This window comes from Pseudoalteromonas xiamenensis, assembly GCF_030994125.1.
Lineage (GTDB): Bacteria > Pseudomonadota > Gammaproteobacteria > Enterobacterales > Alteromonadaceae > Pseudoalteromonas > Pseudoalteromonas xiamenensis_B.
Map to the genome: position 1 here is coordinate 88189 of NZ_CP099917.1, position 23630 is coordinate 111818.

Below are 23630 nucleotides of genomic sequence, written 5' to 3' on the forward strand. Positions count from 1 at the left end.
TCAACCAGTAAAAGGCCCTTCGGGGCCTTTTTCATTTCTAAACAGTCAACTATACTCATAAAAAACCAAATCGGTCTGGCTGTGCAACGTCAAATATTCCTCTCTCTTGCTTTGTTCTTACTTAGTGTTGCTTTTGATTGCTGCGCAGCAACAGGTATGGATGAATTGCCTAAAAGAATTACCCTCGAACACCAAGTCTTAACGTCGCCTATTGTTAGCGAATCGATGCTGTTGAATCAGATAGAAAATGCGAAACTGACTGATTCTGAAAAAGTGTACTTATATACGTTGGTCGCGAGAATTAGCTTTTTTAAAGGTGAAATTGATAAAGCAAAAATTTACTTTGATAAAGCAAAAGAATACGTAGTTGACTCATCTGATGGGTGGAGCACTGGTTATTTCTATACTTACCGGGCATATTTCGATATTGAACAGGGCAATTTAGACAACGCAAAGGCATTGATTAGTTCGGCAAAAAGTATATTTGAAAGCCTTAATGACGCTGAACAGTTAGCGCGAGTTGCTGCAATCGAAGGCATCATTCTGATCTGGCGTGAAGAATACTCCGAATCTATTAAAGTGTTAGAAGATGCTCATTCGTATATTCTGCGAAACGATGTCTCAGCAACAACTAAACTTACTGTCGTTGATGCGCTTACCGCCTATTATTCAAGTCTAAAGTATTACGAAAAGGGCATTGAGCTCGCTTATCAAGCCGACAGTTTGGCGAAGTTGTCAAATAATATCCTGGATGGATTACCAGCAAAATACAATTTGTGCATGATCTTGCTAAGAAAAGAGTTACTTCATGAAGCTCAAGAGTGCTATAGCGAAATGAAGGATGTATCGGTGCAATTTGATTTACCAAGGTATAAGTTCTGGGCGCCATCAGGACTTGGTAAAGTGGCTTTAGCCAACAAAGAATATAGAAAAGCGCTTAATTATTTTGAAGAGGCTCAATTATACGAAAATACAGCTATTGTTAATCCTGCCCATTTGATTGTACTGCGGAATAATCAGGCTAAAGCCTACTCTGCGCTTAAACAAACGAGTCGAGCACTCGACAAAGTTGAAGATGCGTTAAAACTCATTGAAAGTTATCACAGTCCGCTTAACAATCGTTATTTGCGCCAAACATTACGTCTAAAAGCCAATGTATTAGAAAATGCTAAGTCTTTTGAGCGAGCAGCCAATGTCTATGCGCAATATATTGATCTGTTAGAAGAAACGGAGTTGGAAACCAAAGCCATACTTGAGCAAGAAGCGAAAAGTTTTTACGAGGCAGAGCAACGTAAATTGCAATTAGCATTAGCTGACCAAAAATTGGCAACTCAAGACGTCGAGTTAAAAAAGCTGCAGCAAGAAAAGTCGCTAACACTTGCCTATATTCTAGTGTTTATAGTGACTGTATTTAGTGCGTTGATATTTTGGTACTTCCAGCGTCAATTCCGACTGAGTAAAGTTCAATATTTTTCAAAAGACCCGTTAACGGGATTATTTAACCGGTTGTATCTCCACAACAGACTTGAAAAATTAATCGCTGATCATAAAGGTTTTTGTTTGGTTACCTTGGATTTAAATGAATTTAAAAAATTCAATGACAAGTATGGGTATTTAGTTGGCGATGAAGTTTTAAGACAGCTTGCTGCGGCTATGAAGGAAAGTTTTAGAGAATCCCAAGATATTATCGTAAGAAGCGGTGGAGAGGAGTTTGTTATCTTATGTGTGAGTCCCTCTGCAGCGGGTGTTGAAGCTCGACTTGATACGGTCAAACAAAAGTTGCTCGTAAAAACAAAACAAATGGTGGATGACGAAGTGAAATTCAACACAAAAGTGATACGTTATACCCATCAAGGTCTGACCACGTTACTCGTGCAAATCGACAATGCGTTTCGCGGGCATTCTAACAAGAAACAAAAAAGCCAAAACATCGCATAGAGTTTTGGCTTTTGTCGTGCACTGTCAGTTAGAAGTCGTAACTAATGTGCTGATAGAAACGGACGTTCAAGTCTTGTTTTTCAGGTGAAATAGGCAGATGACTTGTAAAATCTCTAATTGTTGATTCAACGTTATTCATGAATTTTCCATAGCCCATATCATGTTTGTCAGAGGCTTTGGCTACAATCACGAAATGCATCATTTCAGTGAGCTTATGTTCGTTGAAAATAATACTGATTTGTTTTTCATCGGAATTTGTATCAAAACTTAACTTTTGTAATTCACGATTGGTATCGGACTTATCGAGTTTACTGCTTCGAATGATAGGTAATTTACCATCTGCTACCATGGCATAAAGGTTTAGTTGCCTACCTGCACACGCTGTTTGGAATTTATCAGCAACTTCGTTGTAAAAACTGCTGTAGTTGCCATCGTTAGCATTTGTATTAAATTCGGTTTTTACGGCACGAGTAACAGGCACACTAAAAGTGACGTAAGTCATTTCGGAATGTTCAACTGGTAGTTGGCAATTTCTTGCTTGATAGCGAGGGTAGAGTGCGCGCAGTTTATAACCGTAACTTTCTTTGTTTCCTTTTGCTTTTGAAAACAAATCATACGTTAAGTGTTGATGGTCACGAACCCTAAAATTGAAGTTCGATTCCGGAAGTACACTTTTTAGCTCAGTCAGTACCTTACGGACCTTTGCATGGAAGTTCGCCGCTTGTGCTCGAAGCTCCTCACCGGTAGCTAGGAATAAAATGCGTATTTTGCGGGCTTTCCATGTTGAGTCAAAATAGCTTTTATGGGCTTCGTGATAACGAGGATTATAGAAAAACAGAATCTGCTTTTCTGTTTGCATTGCATATGCTTCCTCGTGAAAACGAACAACCGGCAATTTGTCATTCGCGATTAAATGAACATTGTGTAATTCATATTCATCACAAAGTGCGAATAGCTGACGCGCAACACGTTCATAACAACTTTCCAAGTCGTCGAAATAACGATAAAAAGAATCTTCAGGCTTAAACTCGGCCAGAATGTATTGGTTATTACGTGCATTAGTCGGTATGTATACGCGGTGTAAATTCATTGAAGCCATGATTTTGTCCCTCTAGCTGTCTTCATTGGCGCCACTATATTGGGTTTGCATGACTTTTTTATTGCGCTAGAACAAAATTCGTCACACTTTTGCCATTTGTTTGTTATTTATCCAATGAAGGTCAAATAAAAAGGGGATCTTTTCGCGTTTTATCGATTCTTAGCTCTGTATGTTGCGCAGAGTTTTTGTAATAATGTGGCGATATTTATTTGCATTGCATAGAGGATGCTTCTCATATGGCGGAGATAGAAAATCGCCCAAGTAACTTCATTCGTACTATTATCGACGAGGATTTAAACAGTGGAAAACACCAGAGCGTTCATACGCGTTTTCCGCCAGAGCCAAATGGCTTTTTACACATTGGTCACGCAAAGTCTATTTGTTTGAACTTTGGTATCGCAAAAGATTATCAGGGCCTATGTAATTTACGTTTTGACGACACAAACCCAGAAAAAGAAGATATTAACTACGTCAAATCGATTCAAGAAGATGTGAAGTGGTTAGGCTTTAATTGGGATGGTGAAATCTGTTACTCATCAAACTATTTTGAACAGTTACATGATTACGCTGTAGAGCTTATCCAAAAAGGTCTTGCTTATGTGTGTTTCTTGTCGCCAGAAGAAATGCGTGAATATCGTGGTACGTTGACTGAACCAGGTAGAAACAGCCCTTACCGTGATACGCCAGTCGAGGAAAATTTGGCGTTGTTCGCAAAAATGCGCAATGGTGAATTTAAAGAAGGCGAATGTGTTCTTCGCGCAAAGATTGATATGGCAAGCTCGTTTATCGTGCTGCGCGATCCAATTATTTACCGTATCAAGTTCGCACACCATCATCAAACTGGTGATGCATGGTGCATCTACCCAATGTATGACTTCACACACTGTATTTCAGATGCGTTAGAAGGGATCACGCATTCATTGTGTACATTAGAATTCCAAGATAATCGTCGTTTATACGACTGGGTTTTAGACAATATTTCGATTAAGTGTCATCCACAACAAATCGAATTTTCGCGTCTAAACCTTGAATATACGGTTATGTCGAAACGTAAGTTAAACGACTTAGTTGTTAATAACCAAGTAGACGGTTGGGACGATCCGCGTATGCCGACGATTGCAGGTCTTCGACGTCGTGGTTATACACCAGCTTCTGTGCGCGAATTCTGCAAACGTATTGGTATCACAAAACAAGACAACATGGTCGAGATGGGCATGTTAGAAGCGTGTATACGTGAAGATCTGAATGAGCATGCACCTCGTGCGATGGCCGTAATCGACCCAATTAAAGTGGTTATTGAAAACTTTGACGAAGGTAAGGTTGAAGAGATCAACGCGTCAAACCACCCGAATAATGAAAGTATGGGTTCGCGTGTACTACCTTTCACGAAGGAGCTTTACATTGAAAGCGAAGATTTCCGTGTGGAAGCGAACAAGCACTACAAGCGTTTAGTACTGGGTAAAGAAGTACGCCTGCGTAATGCCTACGTAATTAAAGCTGAGCGCTTTGATGAAGATGAGCAAGGTAACATAACGACCATTTATTGTACTTACGACGCCGAAACGCTGGGCAAGAATCCAAGTGATGGCCGTAAAGTAAAAGGCGTAATCCATTGGGTTAGTGCTTCGCACTCAATTGATGCGGAAGTACGTCAATACGATCGTTTATTTAGCGTGCCAAATCCGGCAGCGGCGGACAGTTACACTGATGTGTTGAATCCTGACTCGTTAGTTATCATTAAAGGTGCGAAAGTTGAACCGTCGCTTGCAAATGCGAACGCAGAGCAGGGATATCAGTTTGAGCGCTTAGGCTACTATTGCCGTGATAACAAATCGGATGGTTTGGTATTTAACCAAACTGTTGGTCTACGAGATTCATGGGCTAAAATGGACCAAGGCGAATAAGCCTGTATTCACATCGTTCAGACTGAATGTTTGAGCGGTGTATATTATCCAGATATAAAAAAACCGGCATCTGCCGGTTTTTCTTATAGCAATTAATTAATTGCTATTTTCTTCAGCGTACTTTTTACACGCTGCAATATCCGTACATTCACCGTAGAGATACAAAGAATGGTTCGTTAAACGAATGCCATTGTTATCCGCGATTTGATCCTGACGTGATTCGATAACCTCGTCTTCAAATTCAACTACACGACCACATTTCAGGCAAACAAGGTGATCGTGGTGTGATGAACCAGAAAGTTCGAATACAGACTTGCCGCCTTCAAAATGGTGACGACTCACAATACCTGCGTCATCGAATTGGTTTAGAACTCGATAAACCGTTGCAAGGCCAATTTCTTCACCTTTGTCCAACAAGATTTTGTATACATCCTCTGCGCTGATATGTTGATTATCAGGAGACTGGAGGATTTCCAGAATCTTGATGCGTGGTAGTGTGACCTTCAACCCGGCTTTTTTAAGTTCTAAATTATGATCAGTCATTAAATCTGTCTCAATTTTTATCTTTATAGTGTTATTTTTGTCAGTCCGCACGACAGGACCAACTTAGCATAACTCGGTGTGACTTGATATGCAAAAAATGCAATGAACTAGTCTTCAAGCTCGCTTAAGCACATTTCTTCGTAAACTTGCTTACACCATGATTTAACGCGCTCTTCCGTTAATTCAGGTTGACGGTCTTCATCTATACCTAAACCAACAAAGTGATTTGCGTCAGCAAGGCCTTTAGATGCTTCAAAGTTGTAGCTGTCCGTTGGCCAATGACCAACTACGATAGCACCTTTTTTCGTCACGATGTCATTTACCATACCCATCGCGTCAAGGAAGTATTCAGCGTAGTCTTCTTGGTCACCACAGCCGAAAATCGCAACTAGCTTACCGTCGAAGTCAATTTCTTCTAGTTCAGGGAAGAAATCATCCCAATCACATTGAGCTTCACCGTAATACCAAGTAGGGATACCAAAAAGTAACAGGTCGAATTCTGCGATGTCTTCTTTTGAACTTTTAGCGATGTCTTTAACATCCACTAATTTTTTACCAAGTTCTTTTTGAATCATCTTTGCAACGTGTTCTGTATTGCCTGTGTCACTTCCGAAAAAAATACCTACACTAGCCATGTACGTGTTTACCTTCTATCTATTAATCGCTAATTTTTCTTGCAATATGGTTTCGATAAGCGCACTTCGACTCAAATTTTGCGCTTCAGCCATATCACTTAATGCTTGATACAACTCAGATGAGACCTTGAATTCAATTCGCTTTAGGCCACGAGCTCTGTCTCGCTTCATCTGATTTCGTTTGTTGACCTTTAATTGCATTTCCCTTGGTAGGGGATTGGTTTTTGGCCTACCAGGTCTTTTTTCATTTTCGAATAGGTCAATTGTAGTCCTATCTGCGTCCGACTTGGCCATAGTTAACCGACACCCGCACCTTGCCAAAATACTTGAATAAGGCCTTTAGCAATGAACCCAGCACAGCCGAGGAACAATACCAACCAAACGATCTGACGGCCAAATTTCGGCACATCACCTTTTTTTAGAACGTCCTGAATTGCCATGCCTATAAGAAAGAATATTCCAGCTAAGCCGAAGTATAGGCCAATGGTTTCAATTTCGTTGATAAAGATGTCAACCATGCTTCAAAAACCCATAAATAAAACGCGGCGTACTATAACACATTCAAATCGAGAAATTTAACCTTCGATTGTAAAATCAGCTTGATTATTGAAGAAAATCAATAATCGCCTTATTTACTACCAATGGCTTCTCCGCGTGGAGCCAATGGCCAGCAGCATGAACCACCCGGCCTTTGGAATTTGGGAATAATTTAGCGATGACATCACGGTGTTCTGCGAGTATGTAGTCGGATTCACTTCCCTTCACAAACAGAGTCTCACATAAACAAGAATCATTTGCATCTATATTTGCTAAAATATTTTGATACTGAGCCGTCAGTACATCTAAATTAAAACGCCAACTGAATCCACCCGATTCGTTTTTCTGCAAGCTTTTCAACAAAAATTGGCGTACGCCCATTTCCTTTATATAGTCAGCCATTATTTCATCTGCGTGAGAGCGGCTTGAGATGGTGGCGTCGGCAACCGCGTTAAGCGCGCTGAAAATGGCATCATGTCGACTATGATAAGCAACGGGGGCGATGTCCAAAACAACCAGTTTCTCGACGATGTCTGGGTGGTTATGTGCGATTTGCATAGCGACTTTCCCACCCATTGAATGACCAACAATATGAGCTTTTTCGATATTTAGGCTTTTAAGGATTTCTACAACATCATTCGCTAAGCTCGGGTAGTTATGAGTAGCCGAGTGTGGGGAGAGCCCGTGATTTCTCAAGTCCATGTTAATTATGTCATAGCTCTCGCCTAACGCCTTGCCAATGATATTCAGGTTTTCTAATGATCCAAATAGTCCATGCAGTAAAACAACGGGCAAAGTAGATGTTTGGTTTGTTGCTTGGATAAGTTTGTAGTTGAGCAGCATAACGTAATTTCAGAGATTTGATTTACTCGCTATTTTGCCAGTATCAAACGGTTTTTCAAAGCCGTAGAGGAAATGATCAAATAAGGATATAATCGATCAAACTGAAAAGTAAAAGTCAGTAGTAGGAATAAAATGAAAAACATAGAAATAGATGACGAGTTATATCAATACATTGCAAGCAATACCCAAAGTATTGGAGAAAGTGCCTCTCAGATCCTTCGTCGTTTATTAAATCTAGACCCAGCTAAAACAACTGTTAAAAAACTAGAACCAGACACAGTAGGGTTAGAAAAAGAAACTAAGGTCGTTGAAGAAGTAAAAGAAAAGCCGGCTGTCACATCTGTGTCAAAGCCTGCAGCTAGTGTATTCAATGTGCTAAATAAAGAAGAACTTGCGATGCAAAAAGGCGTGGTAGGTCGTTTCTTATTTATTTTGTCTGCTTTTTATCGCACGCACAAAGGTGCATTCAAATCCGTGCTTGATATTAAAGGTAGAGATCGCATTTACTTCGCCATGAGCAAAGAAGAACTTCTTGAAAGCGGCAGCAGTATGAATCCAAAGCAAATTGAAGGCAGTGAGTTTTGGGTCATGACCAATTCAAACACAACCAGAAAGAAAATGATGTTGCATGAGGTTGCGTTATCTTTAGGCTATTCTGAAGATCAAGCTGAAAAGATCCGCGATTACCTGTAAGGACTAAAAAGGACAAACTATGGCAATTCACCCTGGTGCTGGTAAACCTGCTCCGAAATCAGAACTGGTAAACATTCCTAAACTTGTATCGTCTTATTATCTTAATGAGCCAGACCTTGAACAATTTCCAGAACAATGCGTTGAATTTGGCACCTCGGGTCACCGCGGATGCTCTTACAATGTAAAGTTCAACGAATCGCATATTTTGGCTGTAACTCAAGCTATTTGCGATTATCGCAAAGCCAACAATATTTTTGGCCCATTGTTCTTAGGCAAAGATACACACGCGCTCTCAGAAGCGGCGTTTAATTCAGCGATCGAAGTGCTTGTTGCGAATGAGGTTCAGGTTATTACTCAGGAAAACGACGATTTCACGCCAACACCTGTCATCAGCCATGCCATAGTAACGCACAACAAAGTTCATCCTCATGAACTTGCGGATGGGATAGTCGTCACGCCTTCACATAATCCACCTGAAGATGGTGGGTTTAAATACAATCCGCCAAATGGGGGGCCTGCTGATACAGAGGTGACTAAGTGGATTGAAGACAGAGCCAACCAGCTTTTACTAGAAGATTTGGTCGAGGTTGAACTATTCCCTTATGCGAAAGCTCGCCGATCAGGTTTTATTAAATACGAAGATTTAATAACGCCTTACGTCGAAGATCTTTCTAATATCATCGATTTTGATGCGATCAAACAGGCGAATGTAAAGATAGGTGTTGATCCACTCGGTGGTTCAGGCATTAATTTTTGGCCGGTGATTGCAACGCATTACGGATTAAACATTACGGTGGTCAATGATGACGTCGACCCTCGATTTGCATTCATGCCTTTGGACAAAGATGGCAAAATTCGTATGGATTGTTCTTCGCCTTACGCAATGGCCAACTTGATTGCGTTAAAAGATGAATACGATATCGGTATTGGTAATGATCCTGATTACGATCGTCATGGCATCGTGACGAAAGATGGGCTAATGAATCCAAACCATTATCTTGCCGTGGCCATCGATTACTTAATGACCCACAGACCGAACTGGCCAAATAACCTTAAAGTCGGTAAAACGTTAGTGTCCAGTGCCATGATAGATAAAGTGGTCAAAGATCTAGGTAAAGACGTTTACGAAGTACCTGTTGGATTTAAGTGGTTCGTAGATGGTTTAGCGCAGGGTACTTTAGCGTTTGGTGGTGAAGAGAGTGCAGGCGCGTCTTTTTTACGTAAAGATGGTACTGTTTGGAACACCGATAAAGACGGTTTTATTCTCGGTCTGCTCGCGGCTGAAATACTCGCTGTAACAGGAAAGACTCCATCAGAACGCTATCGTGAGTTTGAAGCCAAATTTGGCGCGCCACTTTATAAACGGATCGATGCGCCAGCGAGTTCATCACAAAAAGCGAAGTTGAAATCACTAAGCGCTTCAGATGTAAAAGCGGACGTACTGGCTGGTGATAAAATCACTCAAATCTTAACACATGCACCTGGTAATGGTGGCGCGATTGGTGGTTTAAAAGTTGTGACGGAATCGGGGTGGTTTGCTGCTCGTCCATCCGGTACCGAAGAAATCTACAAAATCTATTTAGAGTCGTTTAAAGGAGAAGCTCATTTAAACGAACTAGAAAAAGAAGCGAAAGCGCTAGTCGATAGCGTGATCCGCTAACTCCATTTACAAATAAGGCCATACGTTCGTATGGCCTTTTTTTATCTCTCACACAAGGTGACAGTATGTACCTAGACAATTTAAAACGAACGGGTGATTTTTTAACCCTAACTCGACAACACGAATGGCATTTAGAAGCAAGTCAATTTGAACTTAACAATGGTACGAAAGTGGTCGTGCGTGATACGGGCGTCATTGAGTTTACGCCAGCGAAATTAGGCGATAAAGACATTGTTTTATCATCGGGCATTCATGGTAATGAAACCGCGCCTATTGAAATCTGCGCAGAGTTAATTGAAAAGCTCATCCGCGAAGAGCTGACCGCAGCCCATCGCGTATTGTTTATTTTTGGTAACCCTGCATCAATGAATATTGAAAAGCGATTTGTTGAAGAGAACATGAACCGACTTTTCAGTGGTAGCCATAGTAAAGGCGAAGGAATCGTAAACGAAGAACGCAAGCGTGCGAAAAAATTAGAAGATTATGTACGTGATTTCTTTACTCATGTTGATGGTGAAAGAGTGCGTTGCCATTACGACCTCCACACGGCAATCCGCGGATCAAAAAACGAAAAGTTTGCCGTTTACCCCTACTTACATGGTAAGCCGTGGAAGAAATCCCAATTACAGTTTCTAGGTGCATGTGGGGTGAATACGGTATTGATGATGCAATCACCAGCAACGACATTTAGCTATTTTTCGTCAAATGAGTTTGGTGCGGACGCGTTTACAGTTGAGCTCGGACAAGTGCAGCCGTTCGGTCAAAATGACATGGTGAAATTCATCGATGCGAAAGTAACGTTGGAAGCATTAATTAGCCAAAATGCTATTAAATATGGTGAATTTAATGCAGGTGACTACGAGGTTTTCAACGTGCATCGCACAATAAACCGAACGCAAGACGACTTTACACTTGCCTTTGCGGATGACGTGGTTAATTTCGAGAGTTTCAACAAAGGTGAATTGCTCGCGAAGGACGGTGAAAATCATATCTTTGCAGAAGTGGATGGTGAGGCGATTATCTTTCCCAATGCGAGTGTAGCGATTGGACAGCGTGCTATCTTAACGGTGTTGCCAATGACCATTGACGAGCGATTTGTGTAACGACCAAATCACCAACCGAATTTTGTGTTGCTTGGTATTGCTAACAAAAAGACTTGAATAGTCAATCATGCCAAGCAACATTTCACCCATTTCTATTGATCTCATTTCCCTGCCAAATCACAAAATACCACAACAGGTCATACCAGAATAAAAGTCTTTTAATACAAAGATGTACTGAATTCTTTCCAGTTAAATAGGGCAATTTCAAGGTTATTCGACTAGGATTAGTTGAATAACACTTTACGTTAACGTAAAGTGGCGAAAGCTTTAATTTAATAATTATGCATTTGCCGCACAGATTATCCTTACAAAATAGCGGATAGAAGTTCAGCTGAATTTTTAGTTGCAGAATAATCGTGACAACAAAAGAAGGTAGGTTATGACTAACCCCAATAACGTTTCGCTAAATCTGAGTCACGCGCTTGAATTTATCGATGGTCATGCGCTAAACATTCCAACTATTACGTTACTTGACCAAAATGGTAACTTAATCGATGGTGCGCATGCGCCTGAGCTCGATAAAGACACCGCGCTTCGTATCTATGACACTATGCGTTTTATTCGCCTTCTTGATGAGCGTATGCAAGCGGCGCAACGTCAAGGACGTATTAGTTTTTACATGCAATGTCTAGGTGAAGAAGCTGCTGTAACGGCAAGTGCAGCGGCGCTTAAAGACGATGACATGATTATGGCCCAATACCGAGAGCAAGCTGCTCTCGCTTACAGAGGATTTACCTTAGAGCAGTTCATGAACCAAATGTTCTCGAACGAGAAAGATTTGGGTAAAGGCCGTCAAATGCCCATTCATTACGGCTCTAACGAATTAAACTACCTTACTATTTCATCACCGCTTGGTACCCAAATACCTCAAGCAACGGGTTATGCATACGGTCAGAAACTAAAGCACATTGACGCGAAAACCGGCGAGTTAAACTCGCAAATTGATGCGGTCACGATTTGTTATTTTGGAGAAGGTGCTGCATCAGAAGGTGATTTCCATGCTGGTCTAAACATGGCAGCGGTACATGGTTCACCTGTAATCTTTTTTGCGCGCAATAACGGTTATGCAATCTCAACACCTGCAGATGAGCAATTTAAAGGTGATGGAATCGCAGCTCGTGGCGTTGGCTATGGCATTAAAACAATTCGTGTAGATGGCGGCGATGCGCTTGCGGTTTACGCGGCAACGAAGTTGGCAAGAGAAATAGCAAGTAAGAATGGTGAACCGGTTCTTATTGAATCTATCGCCTACCGCCTTGGTGCTCATTCAACATCAGACGACCCTTCAGGTTATCGTAGTAAAGACGAAGAAGCACAATTTAGAGACAACTGCCCAATCGAACGTTTTAAGAAATGGTTACTTAATCAAGGTTGGCTTGATCTTAGCGAAGACGACGCGGTTAAAGAAAAGCTCCGTGAAGACATTCTTAACGCACTTAAAGTAGCTGAGAAAGTTGCAAAGCCACCATTAGAAGATTTGATTTCAGACGTGTATGACACGCCAATTCCAGCGCTTCAAAAACAATACGAAGAACTAAAAGAGCACATTTTGCAGAATCCAGATGCGTATCCAACCACCGCAGGGAGAATTAAATAATGGCTAAAATGAACATGCTACACGCCATTAACTCGGCGTTGGATATCACGATGGCAGAACACCCGCAAGCGTGTATTTTCGGTGAAGACGTAGGTTATTTCGGCGGCGTATTTAGAGCGACATCCGGCCTTCAAGAAAAATACGGAAAACATCGTGTGTTTAACACGCCGTTAACTGAGCAAGGTATTCTTGGTTTTGCAAATGGTTTAGCCGCATTTGGCGCGCCTGCGCTCGCTGAAATTCAGTTCGCGGACTACATTTTCCCAGCGTTTGACCAAATCGTAAACGAGTCAGCAAAATTCCGTTACCGCAGTGGTAATGAATTTAACGTGGGTAACTTAACAATTCGTACCCCATATGGTGGCGGTATCGCTGGTGGTTTATACCATTCTCAATCGCCAGAAGCGTATTTCGCTCATACACCAGGTTTGAAGTTAGTCGTACCTCGCAACCCGTATCAAGCGAAAGGTTTGCTTCGTTCATGTATCAAAGACGACAACCCCGTTATTTTCTTTGAACCTAAACGTCTTTATCGCGCCTCAGTCGGTGAAGTTCCTGAGGACGATTACTCAATCCCATTAGGAAAAGCGGAAATTGTACGTGAAGGTAAAGACGTCACACTTCTTGCTTGGGGTGCACAAATGGAAATTCTTGAGCAAGCAGCAGACAAAGCAGAATCGGCTGGTATTTCGTGTGAAGTGATCGACCTTAGAACTATTTTGCCTTGGGACGTTGAAACGATTGCGCAATCGGTGATGAAGACTGGTCGTTTAGTCATCAGCCATGAAGCTCCGATTACAAATGGTTTCGGTGCTGAAATTGCGGCGACAATTCAACAAGAGTGTTTCTTACATCTTGAATCGCCTATTCTTCGTGTTTGTGGTCTTGATACACCTTATCCACTGGCGCTCGAGAAAGAATACGTTCCGGATGCATTGAAAATTTTCGCTGCAATCAAAAAGTCAGTCGAGTTTTAAGGAGTTCTCATGGCACAAGATTTTATCTTACCAGATATTGGTGAAGGCATCGTAGAGTGTGAAATCGTTGAGTGGCTTGTTGCAGTAGGTGAAGAAGTTAAAGAAGATCAGCCAATATGTGACGTGATGACTGACAAGGCATTAGTGCAGATTCCAGCGGTTCATGACGGTGTGATCACGAAGTTGTATTACGACAAAGGCGCTGTCGCAAAAGTGCATTCTCCACTATTTGAAATGAATGTGGCGGGTCAAGTAGTCGCAAATGACGACCGCGTAGCTGATGCACCAACGGACACGAATGGCGCAATAGAAGATTTCATATTGCCTGATATTGGTGAAGGTATCGTAGAGTGTGAAATCGTCGAATGGCTTGTTGCAGAAGGGGACGAAATCAAAGAGGACCAAGCAGTTTGTGATGTGATGACTGACAAAGCGCTTGTGCAAATCCCTGCAAAATACGATGGCGTAGTCGAAAAACTTTACTACGCGAAAGGCGACATTGCTAAAGTACACAGCCCACTTTTCCAAATGCGAGTCACGCAAGCTGGACACGTATCGAGTGCGTCAACGACAAAACCGGTCGTGGCAGAACCTGTTGTAACGTCAACAACAAACGTGACGACAAGTAATGCGCCTATCGTGAATGAAAAAGCGGTAGCGTCACCCGCAGTACGACGTAAAGCACGTGAGGCGGGTGTTGATATCCGAATGGTGCCTGGCACAGGCAAAAATGGTCGGGTCTACAAAGAGGACATTGCGAACTTTCTAACTGGTCAAGGTGCACCGCAAACTAAGACGGTTGAAAAAACAGCATCCGAAGTTCAAAGTAGTAAAGAACAGACTAAAGCAGTGGTTTCTGGTGGAAAACGCGTTGAGCCGATAAAAGGTATCAAGGCTGCGATGGCAAAACAAATGGTTGCGTCAGTCTCTACTATTCCTCACTTTACCTTCAGTGATGAAATTGATCTTACGAATCTCATTGCACTGCGTTCGGGTATGAAAGATCAGTACGCGAAGCAAGGCGTAAAATTGACCATGATGCCGTTTTTCATCAAAGCATTGTCGTTAGCCATTAAAGCGTTCCCTGTATTGAATTCGCAAGTGAACGACGACTGCACTGAACTCACATTCTTCGATGACCATAATATTGGAATGGCGGTTGATTCGAAGATTGGTTTGCTCGTGCCAAACATCAAAGGCTGCCAAAATAAATCTATCGTTGATGTTGCAAACGAAGTGACCCGTTTAACCGACGCGGCGCGTGATGGCCGTGTTTCACCGGATGACTTGAAAGGTGGCACAATTTCCATTTCCAACATTGGTGCAATAGGTGGAACAACGGCGACGCCTATCATCAATAAACCAGAAGTCGCAATAGTTGCGCTCGGTAAACTGCAGCATCTTCCTCGCTTTAACGACAAAGGCGAAGTGGAAGCTCGCGCGATTATGCAGGTGAGCTGGTCTGGAGATCATCGTGTGATTGATGGTGGAACCATTGCAAGATTCAACAATCTTTGGAAGGCCTATCTTGAAGAGCCAGCCAAGATGATGATGGCGATGAGCTAAAAATGAAAAAGGAGCGAAAGCTCCTTTTTTGTTACATAAACCCATTGTTATCATGAGCTTTGAATACACAAGAAGAAGAGAATCTTGCTATGACACAAATTCAGGTTGTGACCGGTGCGCAAATTAACGAATTTTTAGATGCGCTGGCAGTGCTACGAATCGCCATCTTCCGAGACTTCCCGTATTTGTATGAAGGTACACTTGAGTATGAAAAATCCTACTTAAGCACGTACGCTAATAGTAAAGACGCCATTGTTGTACTTGTTCTCGATAATGGAAAGGTGGTGGGAGCATCCACAGGGTTACCGTTAAGTGAAGAAACGATTGAGTTCAAACAACCGTTTATCGATGCAGGTTATAACGTTGACGAGATTTTTTATTGTGCTGAATCTGTATTACTTTCTGCATATCGAGGAAGCGGATTGGGAAAGCGCTTTTTTGAAGAGCGAGAAGCCTATGCAAAGCAGTTAGAGGGGATAACACACGTATGCTTTTGTGCTGTTGTGCGAGAAGAACAACACCTATTAAAACCAAACGATTATAAATCGCTGGAACCTTTTTGGATGTCGCAAGGTTATTCAAAAACGAAACTGACGTGCGAGTATGTTTGGCGGGATATTGATAAAACAGTCGATTCCGCAAAAACGATGCAATTTTGGATGAAGTCGCTGTGATTGAGCTTTCATCGCGTCAACGTTGAGCTAAAGTAAAGCCCGAGTTTTGGAAAACCAAATTTATGTGGCGTAATCCTGTACTGTTGGCGATGCACCTTGGTCACCCGCGCTAGATATAACTATAGGCGCTGCCGCTATCTATAAACCCATCAACATAGGCTTTGAATCAACGGGAATTCATATTTTGGAGACCTCAATAAACCTCCGTGGGTAGTTGGCAATTTCGATTGGTCAAAATAAGTTCATTTTAATCCTTCATGGCAAAATGGGATTGTGCTTCTGATTTTAAATACCAAACACACCGTATGAAATATAGCCAACTACCAGAGCTGGTATAAAGGTCAAAATCGATGCCAAACTAGCGGCTTTTGGCGCGAGGGCAATTGCTGGAAACAACGCATCGCCATCGTTACTGATAGCATTGGCTGCCAACGCGCTAAATGGTAATAAGCCTTGCAAGTACATTGATGTGACAATAATTTGGGGACCACAGCCAGGAATAAGACCAATAACCGCACCCAGCAGTGGAGCAAACATACCGTGTGCCGTAAACCATTGTTTAAAGTCAAATTGCGTTAAGCTTTCTAAGAAAGCGAAGGCAATAAAACTGCTTAGCACGATAACAGAAATAAAATGAGTATCTTTAGAAATCAAAGCAAAACGCTCTGTTGTATTGTCATGTAACGACCCTTCCCGATACGCTTCGCTGTTGGCTGGTGTGATTGCCCAGAGTAAAGAAATGGCAAAGCAACATGCAACCCCAACCGCGTCAATATAAGGTTTGAACGCCCCAAATTCCCAATTGAGTGCGCTGAGTAACGCAATTGCTAGAGCAGGGAAGAGCGACCACTGCCAAAATCGCCCTGCAATGGATTGCAGATACCGTGGTGTTGATCTAGCGAGCGGTAAATCTATTTCTATGGAGGTATTGTACTGCGGGGTAGGAAGTACTCTATTTGCAACAAACCCACAGAGTACGCCGGTGATCAGACCAATAGTCATAATTGAAATCGCCGTTAGCGGTTGCTGTGCAAGTAACAGAAAGGCTGCATCACCCATCGTCGCAACGAGCACGGCAACGACAGCACCAAAACTTGCTTGGTTCTTGGTGTACTGTGTTACAACGACAATCGCACCTCCGCAGCCGGGTAATATACCAAGTGTTGCAGCGACAACAATTTCAAGCGTTGGGTTCTGTAACGCTAAATAGCCAAGTTCAAATTGATTAAAGCGTTTACTCAATTGATGATACAGATAAAGTGTCGCGGCGACAAACACGCTAACTTGATAGTAAGCATCTGAAAGTGCAGACACGACAATGGCTCGCGTATCGGTGTGGAAAATTAAGACTGCAAGGATGGCGGGCAGCATAAGCTTGATGCTAAACGATGAACGGTTAACGCGTCGGGAAGGGGCTTTTACTAAATTAGCGGCGGTTGAATTCATAAAAATATAGCGCAACAGTAGAACACCATTGCACTATATTTCAAATGATAATGATTATCAATCGTAAAAATGAATCGGTCTTATTGCTTTCTTTGGAACTCGGAAGTAGCTTGCCACGTTGGCCACTCCTTTTGCTCAGAAACGTCATAACCTACTTGGAAAAACAACTGTAGGTCTTGGACCGCGCCAGATAAATCCCACTCATCACGGTAACGATCGCAAGGTTGGTGATAACAACCTTTAAGCACAAGACTCATACGTTTGCGATAATTCGCCGTGGCTTCATCTCGAGGTGTTGTTCCGCCACCCGCGTACATTGCTGGTACGCCCATGTTCGCAAACGCAAAGTGATCTGAACGGTAGTATCCACCAGAAGCAGGGTGAGGATCACCAGCCACAGTTCTATTTTGGGCTTTTGCTGCTGTTGCTAACGTGTTGTCGAGAGACGACTTACCAATACCCACTACATTAATATCGGTGACTTTACCAAGTAGGTTTAAACTGTCCATATTGATATTAGCAACGGTTTGATTTGCCGGGATAACAGGGTGAGCGGCATAAAATTTTGAGCCAAGTAAACCTTGCTCTTCAGCGGTTACCGCTAAAAAGGTAATCGAACGAGATGGCTTCTTCACAAGCGAAGTAAACGCTTCAGCTACTTCAATTAAGCCAGCAGTTCCTGATGCATTATCGTGTGCCCCGTTATAAATGTTGTCACCCTTTCGGTTTGGGTCTGTGCCTAAGTGGTCCCAGTGTGCGCTGTAAATGACGTGCTCAGCGGGTGTCTCACTGCCTGGTAACGTAGCGATGAAATTGTAAGAGGTTGATTTTTTAATTTTGCTTTTGACGGTAATCGACGCATCTAGACCTTTAAGCTCAGTATGGTATGCACCCATCGCGGCTTTCGCTTTTTCTTGCTCGAAATCCAATCCCGCTTTTGAAAAGAGTTCTTTAGCTACATCTACAGTGACCCAACCTTCGACTGCGACTCTGTCCATATTATTGTTTTCTTTTTGGAATCCAAATTGTGGACCACTCCAAGAATTCTCAACCACACTCCATGGGTAGGATGCTGGTGCAGTTTCGTGAATAATAATGGCACCAGCAGCGCCTTGACGGCTTGCTTCTTCGAACTTATAAGTCCAGCGCCCGTAATACGTCATCGCATCACCAGTAAACACCGATGGGTCTTTTGTCGCAAAACCAGGGTCATTAACGAGCATTACAACCGTTTTACCTTTTACATCAAGGCCTTCGTAGTCGTTCCAGTTGTATTCTGGCGCGTTAACACCATAACCCACGAACACAAGTTGCGATTTGTTCAGTGATTGCTGTTCACTAATACGCGCAGTGCCCATCACCATGTCTTTTTTATACTGGTAGTCTTTCCCACCAATATTTAAACTCATGTTGGAGTCCGCTTCGATTGAGACCAGCGGGACTTCTTGTAAATAACTGCCGTTATTACCAGGTACTAAGCCAAGCGCTTTAAATTGCTTGGTTAAGTACGCCAGTGTAAGTTTTTCACCTTCAGACGAAGGGGCACGGCCGCCAAACTCATCGGAAGCCAATACTTTAATGTGAGACGCAAGTTGTTCTGCTGTGATGCTGTCATAGGCTTTAGTCACCGCCGCAGCATCGTTCATGCTTGTTGTGCTCGCACAGCCCGCTAGAATCGCAAGGCTTAGTGCGCTCAATGTCATTTTAATTTTCATGTTGTCGCTTCTTAGTGTGAAGGAACATTGATCTAAGCATATTTGAAAAAAGATTTCGAGAAACATGCCATGAAACACTTTGTAATAGGTTAGGTTTAGGTTTGTATTTGAATTTAAGGTACAATTTGGCAAAACTTCTCATGCCTTTTTTAGATGAAGCGATTTAACCCAAGTACACAATGGCAACCAGACGTTTTCTTGAATCCAGTCTATGCCACATTAAATGCGCTGTTTGAGATCGACAAACAGCTTGATTGGCCCAGTTGCGATTGGCTGAATTGTTTTGCTCACGCCACCGTTGGCGGTGGTCATACGATAGAGTTTGTTGAAAATGCCAAGCTGGTCGATGAAACACGTTATTACGAAGCCATTATATACGAAACGGGACAAGTACCTACCCGAGAAGATAATTGGCATGATCTTTTTGGTGCATTGATTTGGTGTTTATTTCCAAGAACCAAAGCGTTACTCAACGTACTGCATATGCAAGATATTCAACAAAGTGGCCTAAAAACAAGAACGCCAATGCGTAATGCAATTACATTATGGGACGAATGCGGTGTTCTCGTCGTTACAACAAACTTAAAACGAATTGAACAATTGCAAAATCACCAATGGCAGGATGTGTTTATCACGCATAGAGATGAGTGGGGAAAAGAAATCGAAGCGGTGATGTTTGGTCACGCCAACTACGAAATGATGACCGCACCATTTGAAGGACTTACGGGTAAGTTATTACCGGTAATTGTGGACGAATTGTATTTCTCATTATCAACAAAAGAACGATATGCGTTCCTTGATGAGCAGCTCGTTCAGATGATTTCATCTCAGCACATTCTAAAAAACAACAAGTCGATGTCGCCGCTACCCCTTTTAGGGATCCCAGGCTGGTGGCATGACAATGAGAATTCAGAATTTTACAGTAATACTGACTATTTTAGGCCGAAAAGGACGCATAAATGATTGAACTTACGCAGTTACAAAAGAAATTTAAACTGCAAGTGAAGAGCAAGCCTGTTGAGGTCAACAAGGATCCTCGTGAGCGCGACGGCTTTTTCCACTCAGTGGAAGCTGTTTCGTTTAATTGTGCGCAAGGTGAAGTGTTGGGGTTGCTAGGCCCAAATGGTGCAGGAAAAACGACAACACTAAGAATGCTTTCAACGGCGCTGACGCCGGATGCGGGCGACATTATCATCGATGGGAAGAGTATCGTCAAAGACCCCATTTTAGGGCGTCGAATGATCGGCTTTTTATCAGGCAGCACGGGTCTCTATGGGCGACTTACCGCAAAAGAAAACATCACCTACTTTGCTAAGTTGCATGGAATCAAAGGACAAGCGCTCAGAGACAGATTAGAAAGCATCTTTGATTTGCTTGATATGCATAGCTTTTTAGATAAACGTGCAGATACGCTTTCAACGGGTATGAAGCAAAAAACTAACATTGCTCGAGCTGTTGTGCACAGTCCGAAAATCGTCGTGTTAGACGAACCGACGACGGGCCTGGATATCATGACGAAGCAGACCGTACTTCGTTTTATTGAGGGACTTAAGCGTGACGGAACGCCGGTGATATTTTCAACGCATCATCTCGATGAAGTCGCTCTGTTGTGTGACCGTGTACATGTAATCGATAAAGGCAGAAGTTGTTTCGATGGTTCAGTCTCGTCGTTTAAAACGCACAGTGAAGACGGTGAAATGAATAGGGCGTTTTTGAACATTGTGGGAGCATCACAGCATGTTTGAGATATATAAAAAGGAACTACTCGAATTATTGCGCGATAAAAAAACATTGTTTTTTGTTATTGCTTTACCCCTGTTAATTTTCCCGCTCATCATGGGCTTTATGGCGTTTTTAAGTTCCCAAGCAGCGATGAGTGCTGAGCAAAAAGTGCACCAATTCGCCATTGTAAATCCAGAATTTGCCCCGACCTTTTCAGAGCGTCTTTTTTATCACAAGAGTTTTAAACAGGCCAAAACGCAGGGCGAATATAAAAGTGTTGACGATCTCATTGAAGCAGTTAAATCCAATCAAATTGATGTTGGTATTTTTATCAGTGGCGACCCAACGCAAGCGATGACGGAAGGAAAGCAAACGTCTTGGTCGATTGTTTTTAACGACGCTAAGGCCATAAGCTTCATTTACTCGCGAATTGAAGATCTGCAAAAGAAATTCGCAGATGATTTAGTCGGTGATGCCTTGGAAAAAGCGGGTATCGAAAAACGCGTTCATCAAGCCGTCTTGCACCCAATCCAATTAGAGAAAGTGGATACGGCAGATAAGCGGGAAAATTTAGGCGAAAAACTCGGTGGCATCATTCCTTATCTGTTAATTCCTTTAATTTTGGCGGGGGCAATTTATCCTGCGATAGACATGGGAGCGGGTGAAAAGGAGCGTGGAACGCTCGAAACCTTGTTACTAACCCCCGTTTCTCGTACACAATTAGTGCTTGGTAAGTTTTTTACGCTACTTACGACGTCTGTTTCAAGCGCAATAATTACGGTTTTATCACTCAGTTTGTGGGTTGGGATTGCAATTAGTTTTATCGAAATTGGTGTCGTGAAAAATGCCTTTGCGAGTGTTGGCGTTAAAGAGTTTGCGTTAATTTTTATGTTGTTACTTCCTGTGGCGGCAATCTTGTCCTCACTCGTATTAGCCATCTCAATTTACGCACGAACCTTTAAAGAAGCCCAAAATTACATGGGCCCGCTCAATCTGCTGGTGATATTGCCGATGATGGCGTCGGTGATGCCAAACATGCAGTTGAATAGCACAACGGCACTTATTCCAATTACCAACGTCTCTTTAGCCATTAAAGACATCATTAAAGGGACTATCGATTTTGGTTCAATGTGGCTTATTTTTGCTTCAACCGCAGTACTTGGTGGCGTGTTATTGGTCTGCTGTGTGCGCTGGTTTAGTTGCGAAAGTGTGTTATTCAGATAGTCTTGAAATGTAGACAAAATCGTACTGATTTTGTCTACTCATCTTTGATAATTGTTGTCCCATCTAATCTAAAAGACGCTATGTTCCCATAATGATAGATTTGCGGCTTTGTTGATATTTGGGGGCTAAATATGAGCCAGACTTCTCATTCCGCTTCTTATTCTAATGAACCTAAAGGGCTATTTAATCGCTTTTTGGCAACAGTCGAATATTTGGGTAATTTACTTCCGCATCCAATCACGTTGTTTGCTCTGTTCGCTCTAGGCATCGTGATCATCAGTGGCGTTGCCGATTGGGTAGGGCTCAGCGCTATTGATCCAAGACCCGAAGGCGCAAGGGGTCGAGACCCTGACGGCGTTATTGAAGTTGTAAGCTTACTCAGCGCCGAAGGACTGCAAAAAATTGTAACCGGGCTTGTGACCAACTTTACCGGTTTTGCTCCTCTTGGCACTGTGTTAGTCGCGTTGCTTGGCGTCAGTGTTGCTGAGCATTCAGGCTTATTATCTGCTGCAATGCGAGGTATGGTGGTTGGTGCATCAAAACGTCTAGTGACCTTTATGATTGTTTTGGCTGCCATATTGTCAAACACGGCATCTGAACTCGGTTACGTTGTACTTATCCCACTTGCAGCAATGATTTTCCATAGTTTGGGACGCCATCCCTTAGCGGGTCTTGCCGCTGCATTTGCTGGGGTATCTGGCGGCTACAGTGCGAATTTACTGCTGGGTACTATCGACCCATTGCTTGCGGGGATCACAACGCCTGCGGCACAAATGATAGACCCGAGTTATGAAGTTGGGCCAGAAGCTAACTGGTATTTTATGATGATTTCTGTATTCCTAATTGCAGCGCTTGGCACGTGGGTAACGGAAAAAATAGTCGAACCAAGACTCGGTCAGTACCACGAAAGTGAAGCAGGTCCTGATCTTCCTCCAAATAACATTGAACAGCTATCGGTAATTGAAAAACGCGGCCTAAGAAACGCTGGTTTGGCTTTACTTGCGGTGTGTGCACTTCTTGCTTTAACAATTGTGCCTGACGAGGGAATATTGCGTCATCCGACAACGGGAGAAGTCGCGGGGTCTCCGTTCTTAAAAGGTATTGTGGTATTCATTTTTGTTTCTTTTGCGGTGCCTGGCTTTGTATATGGCCGCACGGTTGGCACAGTCAGAAATGACAAAGACGTTATAAATGCAATGAGTAAGAGTATGAGTTCAATGGGAATGTACATTGTACTTGTGTTCTTTGCAGCTCAATTTGTGGCCTTTTTTAAGTGGACAAATCTCGGGACCATTATGGCGATAAACGGTGCGGCACTTTTACATGCGCTACACTTAACGGGTCCAGAAGTGTTTATCTTATTTATCTTCATGTGTGCCGTGGTAAATTTGAGTTTAGGTTCGTCGTCCGCACAATGGGCAGTAACAGCACCAATTTTTGTACCCATGTTAATGTTAATCGGCTACGCCCCGGAAACAATTCAAGCGGCTTATCGAATTGGTGATTCAGTAACAAACTTAATAACGCCAATGATGAGTTATTTCGGCTTGATATTGGCCGTTGCGACCAAGTACAAAAAAGACATGGGCATTGGTACGTTAGTTGCGATGATGTTGCCTTATAGCTTGATCTTCTTTGTGGGGTGGGTTGCGCTGTTTTATATCTGGGTGTTCGGGTTTGGTTTACCTGTAGGACCCAACTCGCCTATCTATTTCACACCGTAATCGAATCTAATTGACGAACCTTTAAAAGCA

The 23630-nt window shown here is 42.6% G+C and carries 21 protein-coding genes; 13 read left to right on the forward strand and 8 right to left on the reverse strand.

Annotated elements, in window-relative coordinates:
* Positions 1-81 precede the first annotated feature (81 nt).
* Positions 82-1938: a GGDEF domain-containing protein gene (locus NI389_RS00385; protein WP_308361078.1), complete on the forward strand. Its 1857-nt coding sequence runs from the start codon at positions 82-84 to the stop codon at positions 1936-1938.
* 28 nt (positions 1939-1966) lie between these two features.
* Here NI389_RS00385 and NI389_RS00390 read toward each other — a convergent pair whose 3' ends face one another.
* Positions 1967-3037, reverse strand: a complete 1071-nt coding sequence (locus NI389_RS00390) for a DUF3083 family protein (protein WP_308361079.1) — start codon at positions 3035-3037, stop codon at positions 1967-1969.
* Positions 3038-3273: 236 nt separating this feature from the next.
* On the opposite strand from NI389_RS00390, the gene glnS reads away from it, so the two are divergent.
* Positions 3274-4941, forward strand: coding sequence for a glutamine--tRNA ligase (gene glnS / locus NI389_RS00395; protein WP_308361080.1), 1668 nt, complete (start codon positions 3274-3276; stop codon positions 4939-4941).
* Positions 4942-5037: 96 nt separating this feature from the next.
* Here glnS and fur read toward each other — a convergent pair whose 3' ends face one another.
* The 5 genes from fur to NI389_RS00420 form a co-directional block, all read right to left on the reverse strand.
* A complete protein-coding gene (gene fur / locus NI389_RS00400; RefSeq protein ID WP_208843152.1) occupies positions 5038-5484 on the reverse strand; it encodes a ferric iron uptake transcriptional regulator in 447 nt (148 codons plus the stop codon).
* A 107-nt stretch (positions 5485-5591) separates the two neighbouring features.
* A complete protein-coding gene (gene fldA / locus NI389_RS00405) occupies positions 5592-6119 on the reverse strand; it encodes a flavodoxin FldA (RefSeq protein WP_208843153.1) in 528 nt (175 codons plus the stop codon).
* Between the two features lie 15 nt (positions 6120-6134).
* The gene (ybfE, locus tag NI389_RS00410; protein WP_308361081.1) at positions 6135-6413 is read right to left on the reverse strand and encodes a LexA regulated protein; all 279 of its coding nucleotides are present in this window, start codon (positions 6411-6413) and stop codon (positions 6135-6137) included.
* Between the two features lie 2 nt (positions 6414-6415).
* Positions 6416-6637, reverse strand: a complete 222-nt coding sequence (locus tag NI389_RS00415; RefSeq protein WP_208843154.1) for a DUF2788 domain-containing protein — start codon at positions 6635-6637, stop codon at positions 6416-6418.
* Positions 6638-6722: 85 nt separating this feature from the next.
* Complete coding sequence (locus tag NI389_RS00420; protein ID WP_308361082.1) at positions 6723-7499, reverse strand: alpha/beta fold hydrolase; 777 nt, start codon at positions 7497-7499, stop codon at positions 6723-6725.
* Positions 7500-7631: 132 nt separating this feature from the next.
* Here NI389_RS00420 and seqA point away from each other — a divergent pair, with 132 nt between their 5' ends.
* From seqA to NI389_RS00455, 7 genes are all read left to right on the forward strand, one after another.
* On the forward strand, positions 7632-8192 hold the full coding sequence (gene seqA / locus NI389_RS00425; protein WP_308361083.1) for a replication initiation negative regulator SeqA: 561 nt from the start codon (positions 7632-7634) through the stop codon (positions 8190-8192).
* Between the two features lie 19 nt (positions 8193-8211).
* The gene (pgm, locus tag NI389_RS00430; RefSeq protein ID WP_308361084.1) at positions 8212-9852 is read left to right on the forward strand and encodes a phosphoglucomutase (alpha-D-glucose-1,6-bisphosphate-dependent); all 1641 of its coding nucleotides are present in this window, start codon (positions 8212-8214) and stop codon (positions 9850-9852) included.
* A gap of 65 nt (positions 9853-9917) precedes the next feature.
* Positions 9918-10955, forward strand: a complete 1038-nt coding sequence (gene astE, locus NI389_RS00435) for a succinylglutamate desuccinylase (protein WP_308361085.1) — start codon at positions 9918-9920, stop codon at positions 10953-10955.
* A 379-nt stretch (positions 10956-11334) separates the two neighbouring features.
* On the forward strand, positions 11335-12552 hold the full coding sequence (locus NI389_RS00440; protein ID WP_308361086.1) for a thiamine pyrophosphate-dependent dehydrogenase E1 component subunit alpha: 1218 nt from the start codon (positions 11335-11337) through the stop codon (positions 12550-12552).
* Positions 12552-13529 (forward strand): alpha-ketoacid dehydrogenase subunit beta, encoded by a 978-nt coding sequence (locus NI389_RS00445; RefSeq protein ID WP_308361087.1) that lies wholly within the window; start codon positions 12552-12554, stop codon positions 13527-13529. Before NI389_RS00440 ends, NI389_RS00445 begins: the two co-directional genes overlap by 1 nt.
* A gap of 9 nt (positions 13530-13538) precedes the next feature.
* Positions 13539-15095: a dihydrolipoyllysine-residue acetyltransferase gene (locus NI389_RS00450; RefSeq protein WP_308361088.1), complete on the forward strand. Its 1557-nt coding sequence runs from the start codon at positions 13539-13541 to the stop codon at positions 15093-15095.
* An 89-nt stretch (positions 15096-15184) separates the two neighbouring features.
* Entirely contained in the window at positions 15185-15769 is a 585-nt protein-coding gene (locus NI389_RS00455; RefSeq protein ID WP_308361089.1) for a GNAT family N-acetyltransferase, read from the forward strand.
* Between the two features lie 285 nt (positions 15770-16054).
* Here the strand turns inward: NI389_RS00455 and NI389_RS00460 are convergent, their stop codons facing one another.
* On the reverse strand, positions 16055-17215 hold the full coding sequence (locus NI389_RS00460; protein ID WP_308361090.1) for a putative manganese transporter: 1161 nt from the start codon (positions 17213-17215) through the stop codon (positions 16055-16057).
* A gap of 80 nt (positions 17216-17295) precedes the next feature.
* Positions 17296-18930, reverse strand: a complete 1635-nt coding sequence (locus NI389_RS00465) for a M28 family metallopeptidase (RefSeq protein WP_308361091.1) — start codon at positions 18928-18930, stop codon at positions 17296-17298.
* 153 nt (positions 18931-19083) lie between these two features.
* On the opposite strand from NI389_RS00465, the gene NI389_RS00470 reads away from it, so the two are divergent.
* The 4 genes from NI389_RS00470 (at position 19084) to NI389_RS00485 (ending at position 23600) form a co-directional block, all read left to right on the forward strand.
* Positions 19084-19893, forward strand: a complete 810-nt coding sequence (locus tag NI389_RS00470) for a DUF3025 domain-containing protein (RefSeq protein ID WP_308361092.1) — start codon at positions 19084-19086, stop codon at positions 19891-19893.
* On the forward strand, positions 19890-20675 hold the full coding sequence (locus tag NI389_RS00475) for an ATP-binding cassette domain-containing protein (protein WP_308361093.1): 786 nt from the start codon (positions 19890-19892) through the stop codon (positions 20673-20675). Before NI389_RS00470 ends, NI389_RS00475 begins: the two co-directional genes overlap by 4 nt.
* Positions 20668-21876, forward strand: a complete 1209-nt coding sequence (locus NI389_RS00480; RefSeq protein WP_308361094.1) for an ABC transporter permease — start codon at positions 20668-20670, stop codon at positions 21874-21876. The genes NI389_RS00475 and NI389_RS00480 overlap by 8 nt, the downstream gene beginning before the upstream one ends.
* Before the next feature lie 131 nt (positions 21877-22007).
* A complete protein-coding gene (locus NI389_RS00485) occupies positions 22008-23600 on the forward strand; it encodes an AbgT family transporter (RefSeq protein ID WP_308361095.1) in 1593 nt (530 codons plus the stop codon).
* The last annotated feature ends 30 nt before the right edge of the window (positions 23601-23630 follow it).

Coding starts and splice junctions, on each gene's coding strand:
- NI389_RS00390 (WP_308361079.1), bottom strand. CDS start 3,037: ATGGCTTCAATGAATTTACACCGCGTATACATACCGACTAATGCACGT.
- fldA (WP_208843153.1), bottom strand. CDS start 6,119: ATGGCTAGTGTAGGTATTTTTTTCGGAAGTGACACAGGCAATACAGAA.
- NI389_RS00440 (WP_308361086.1), top strand. CDS start 11,335: ATGACTAACCCCAATAACGTTTCGCTAAATCTGAGTCACGCGCTTGAA.
- NI389_RS00460 (WP_308361090.1), bottom strand. CDS start 17,215: ATGAATTCAACCGCCGCTAATTTAGTAAAAGCCCCTTCCCGACGCGTT.
- fur (WP_208843152.1), bottom strand. CDS start 5,484: ATGACTGATCATAATTTAGAACTTAAAAAAGCCGGGTTGAAGGTCACA.
- NI389_RS00455 (WP_308361089.1), top strand. CDS start 15,185: ATGACACAAATTCAGGTTGTGACCGGTGCGCAAATTAACGAATTTTTA.
- NI389_RS00465 (WP_308361091.1), bottom strand. CDS start 18,930: ATGAAAATTAAAATGACATTGAGCGCACTAAGCCTTGCGATTCTAGCG.
- NI389_RS00470 (WP_308361092.1), top strand. CDS start 19,084: ATGAAGCGATTTAACCCAAGTACACAATGGCAACCAGACGTTTTCTTG.
- glnS (WP_308361080.1), top strand. CDS start 3,274: ATGGCGGAGATAGAAAATCGCCCAAGTAACTTCATTCGTACTATTATC.
- seqA (WP_308361083.1), top strand. CDS start 7,632: ATGAAAAACATAGAAATAGATGACGAGTTATATCAATACATTGCAAGC.
- ybfE (WP_308361081.1), bottom strand. CDS start 6,413: ATGGCCAAGTCGGACGCAGATAGGACTACAATTGACCTATTCGAAAAT.
- pgm (WP_308361084.1), top strand. CDS start 8,212: ATGGCAATTCACCCTGGTGCTGGTAAACCTGCTCCGAAATCAGAACTG.
- astE (WP_308361085.1), top strand. CDS start 9,918: ATGTACCTAGACAATTTAAAACGAACGGGTGATTTTTTAACCCTAACT.
- NI389_RS00415 (WP_208843154.1), bottom strand. CDS start 6,637: ATGGTTGACATCTTTATCAACGAAATTGAAACCATTGGCCTATACTTC.
- NI389_RS00485 (WP_308361095.1), top strand. CDS start 22,008: ATGAGCCAGACTTCTCATTCCGCTTCTTATTCTAATGAACCTAAAGGG.
- NI389_RS00445 (WP_308361087.1), top strand. CDS start 12,552: ATGGCTAAAATGAACATGCTACACGCCATTAACTCGGCGTTGGATATC.
- NI389_RS00450 (WP_308361088.1), top strand. CDS start 13,539: ATGGCACAAGATTTTATCTTACCAGATATTGGTGAAGGCATCGTAGAG.
- NI389_RS00475 (WP_308361093.1), top strand. CDS start 19,890: ATGATTGAACTTACGCAGTTACAAAAGAAATTTAAACTGCAAGTGAAG.
- NI389_RS00420 (WP_308361082.1), bottom strand. CDS start 7,499: ATGCTGCTCAACTACAAACTTATCCAAGCAACAAACCAAACATCTACT.
- NI389_RS00480 (WP_308361094.1), top strand. CDS start 20,668: ATGTTTGAGATATATAAAAAGGAACTACTCGAATTATTGCGCGATAAA.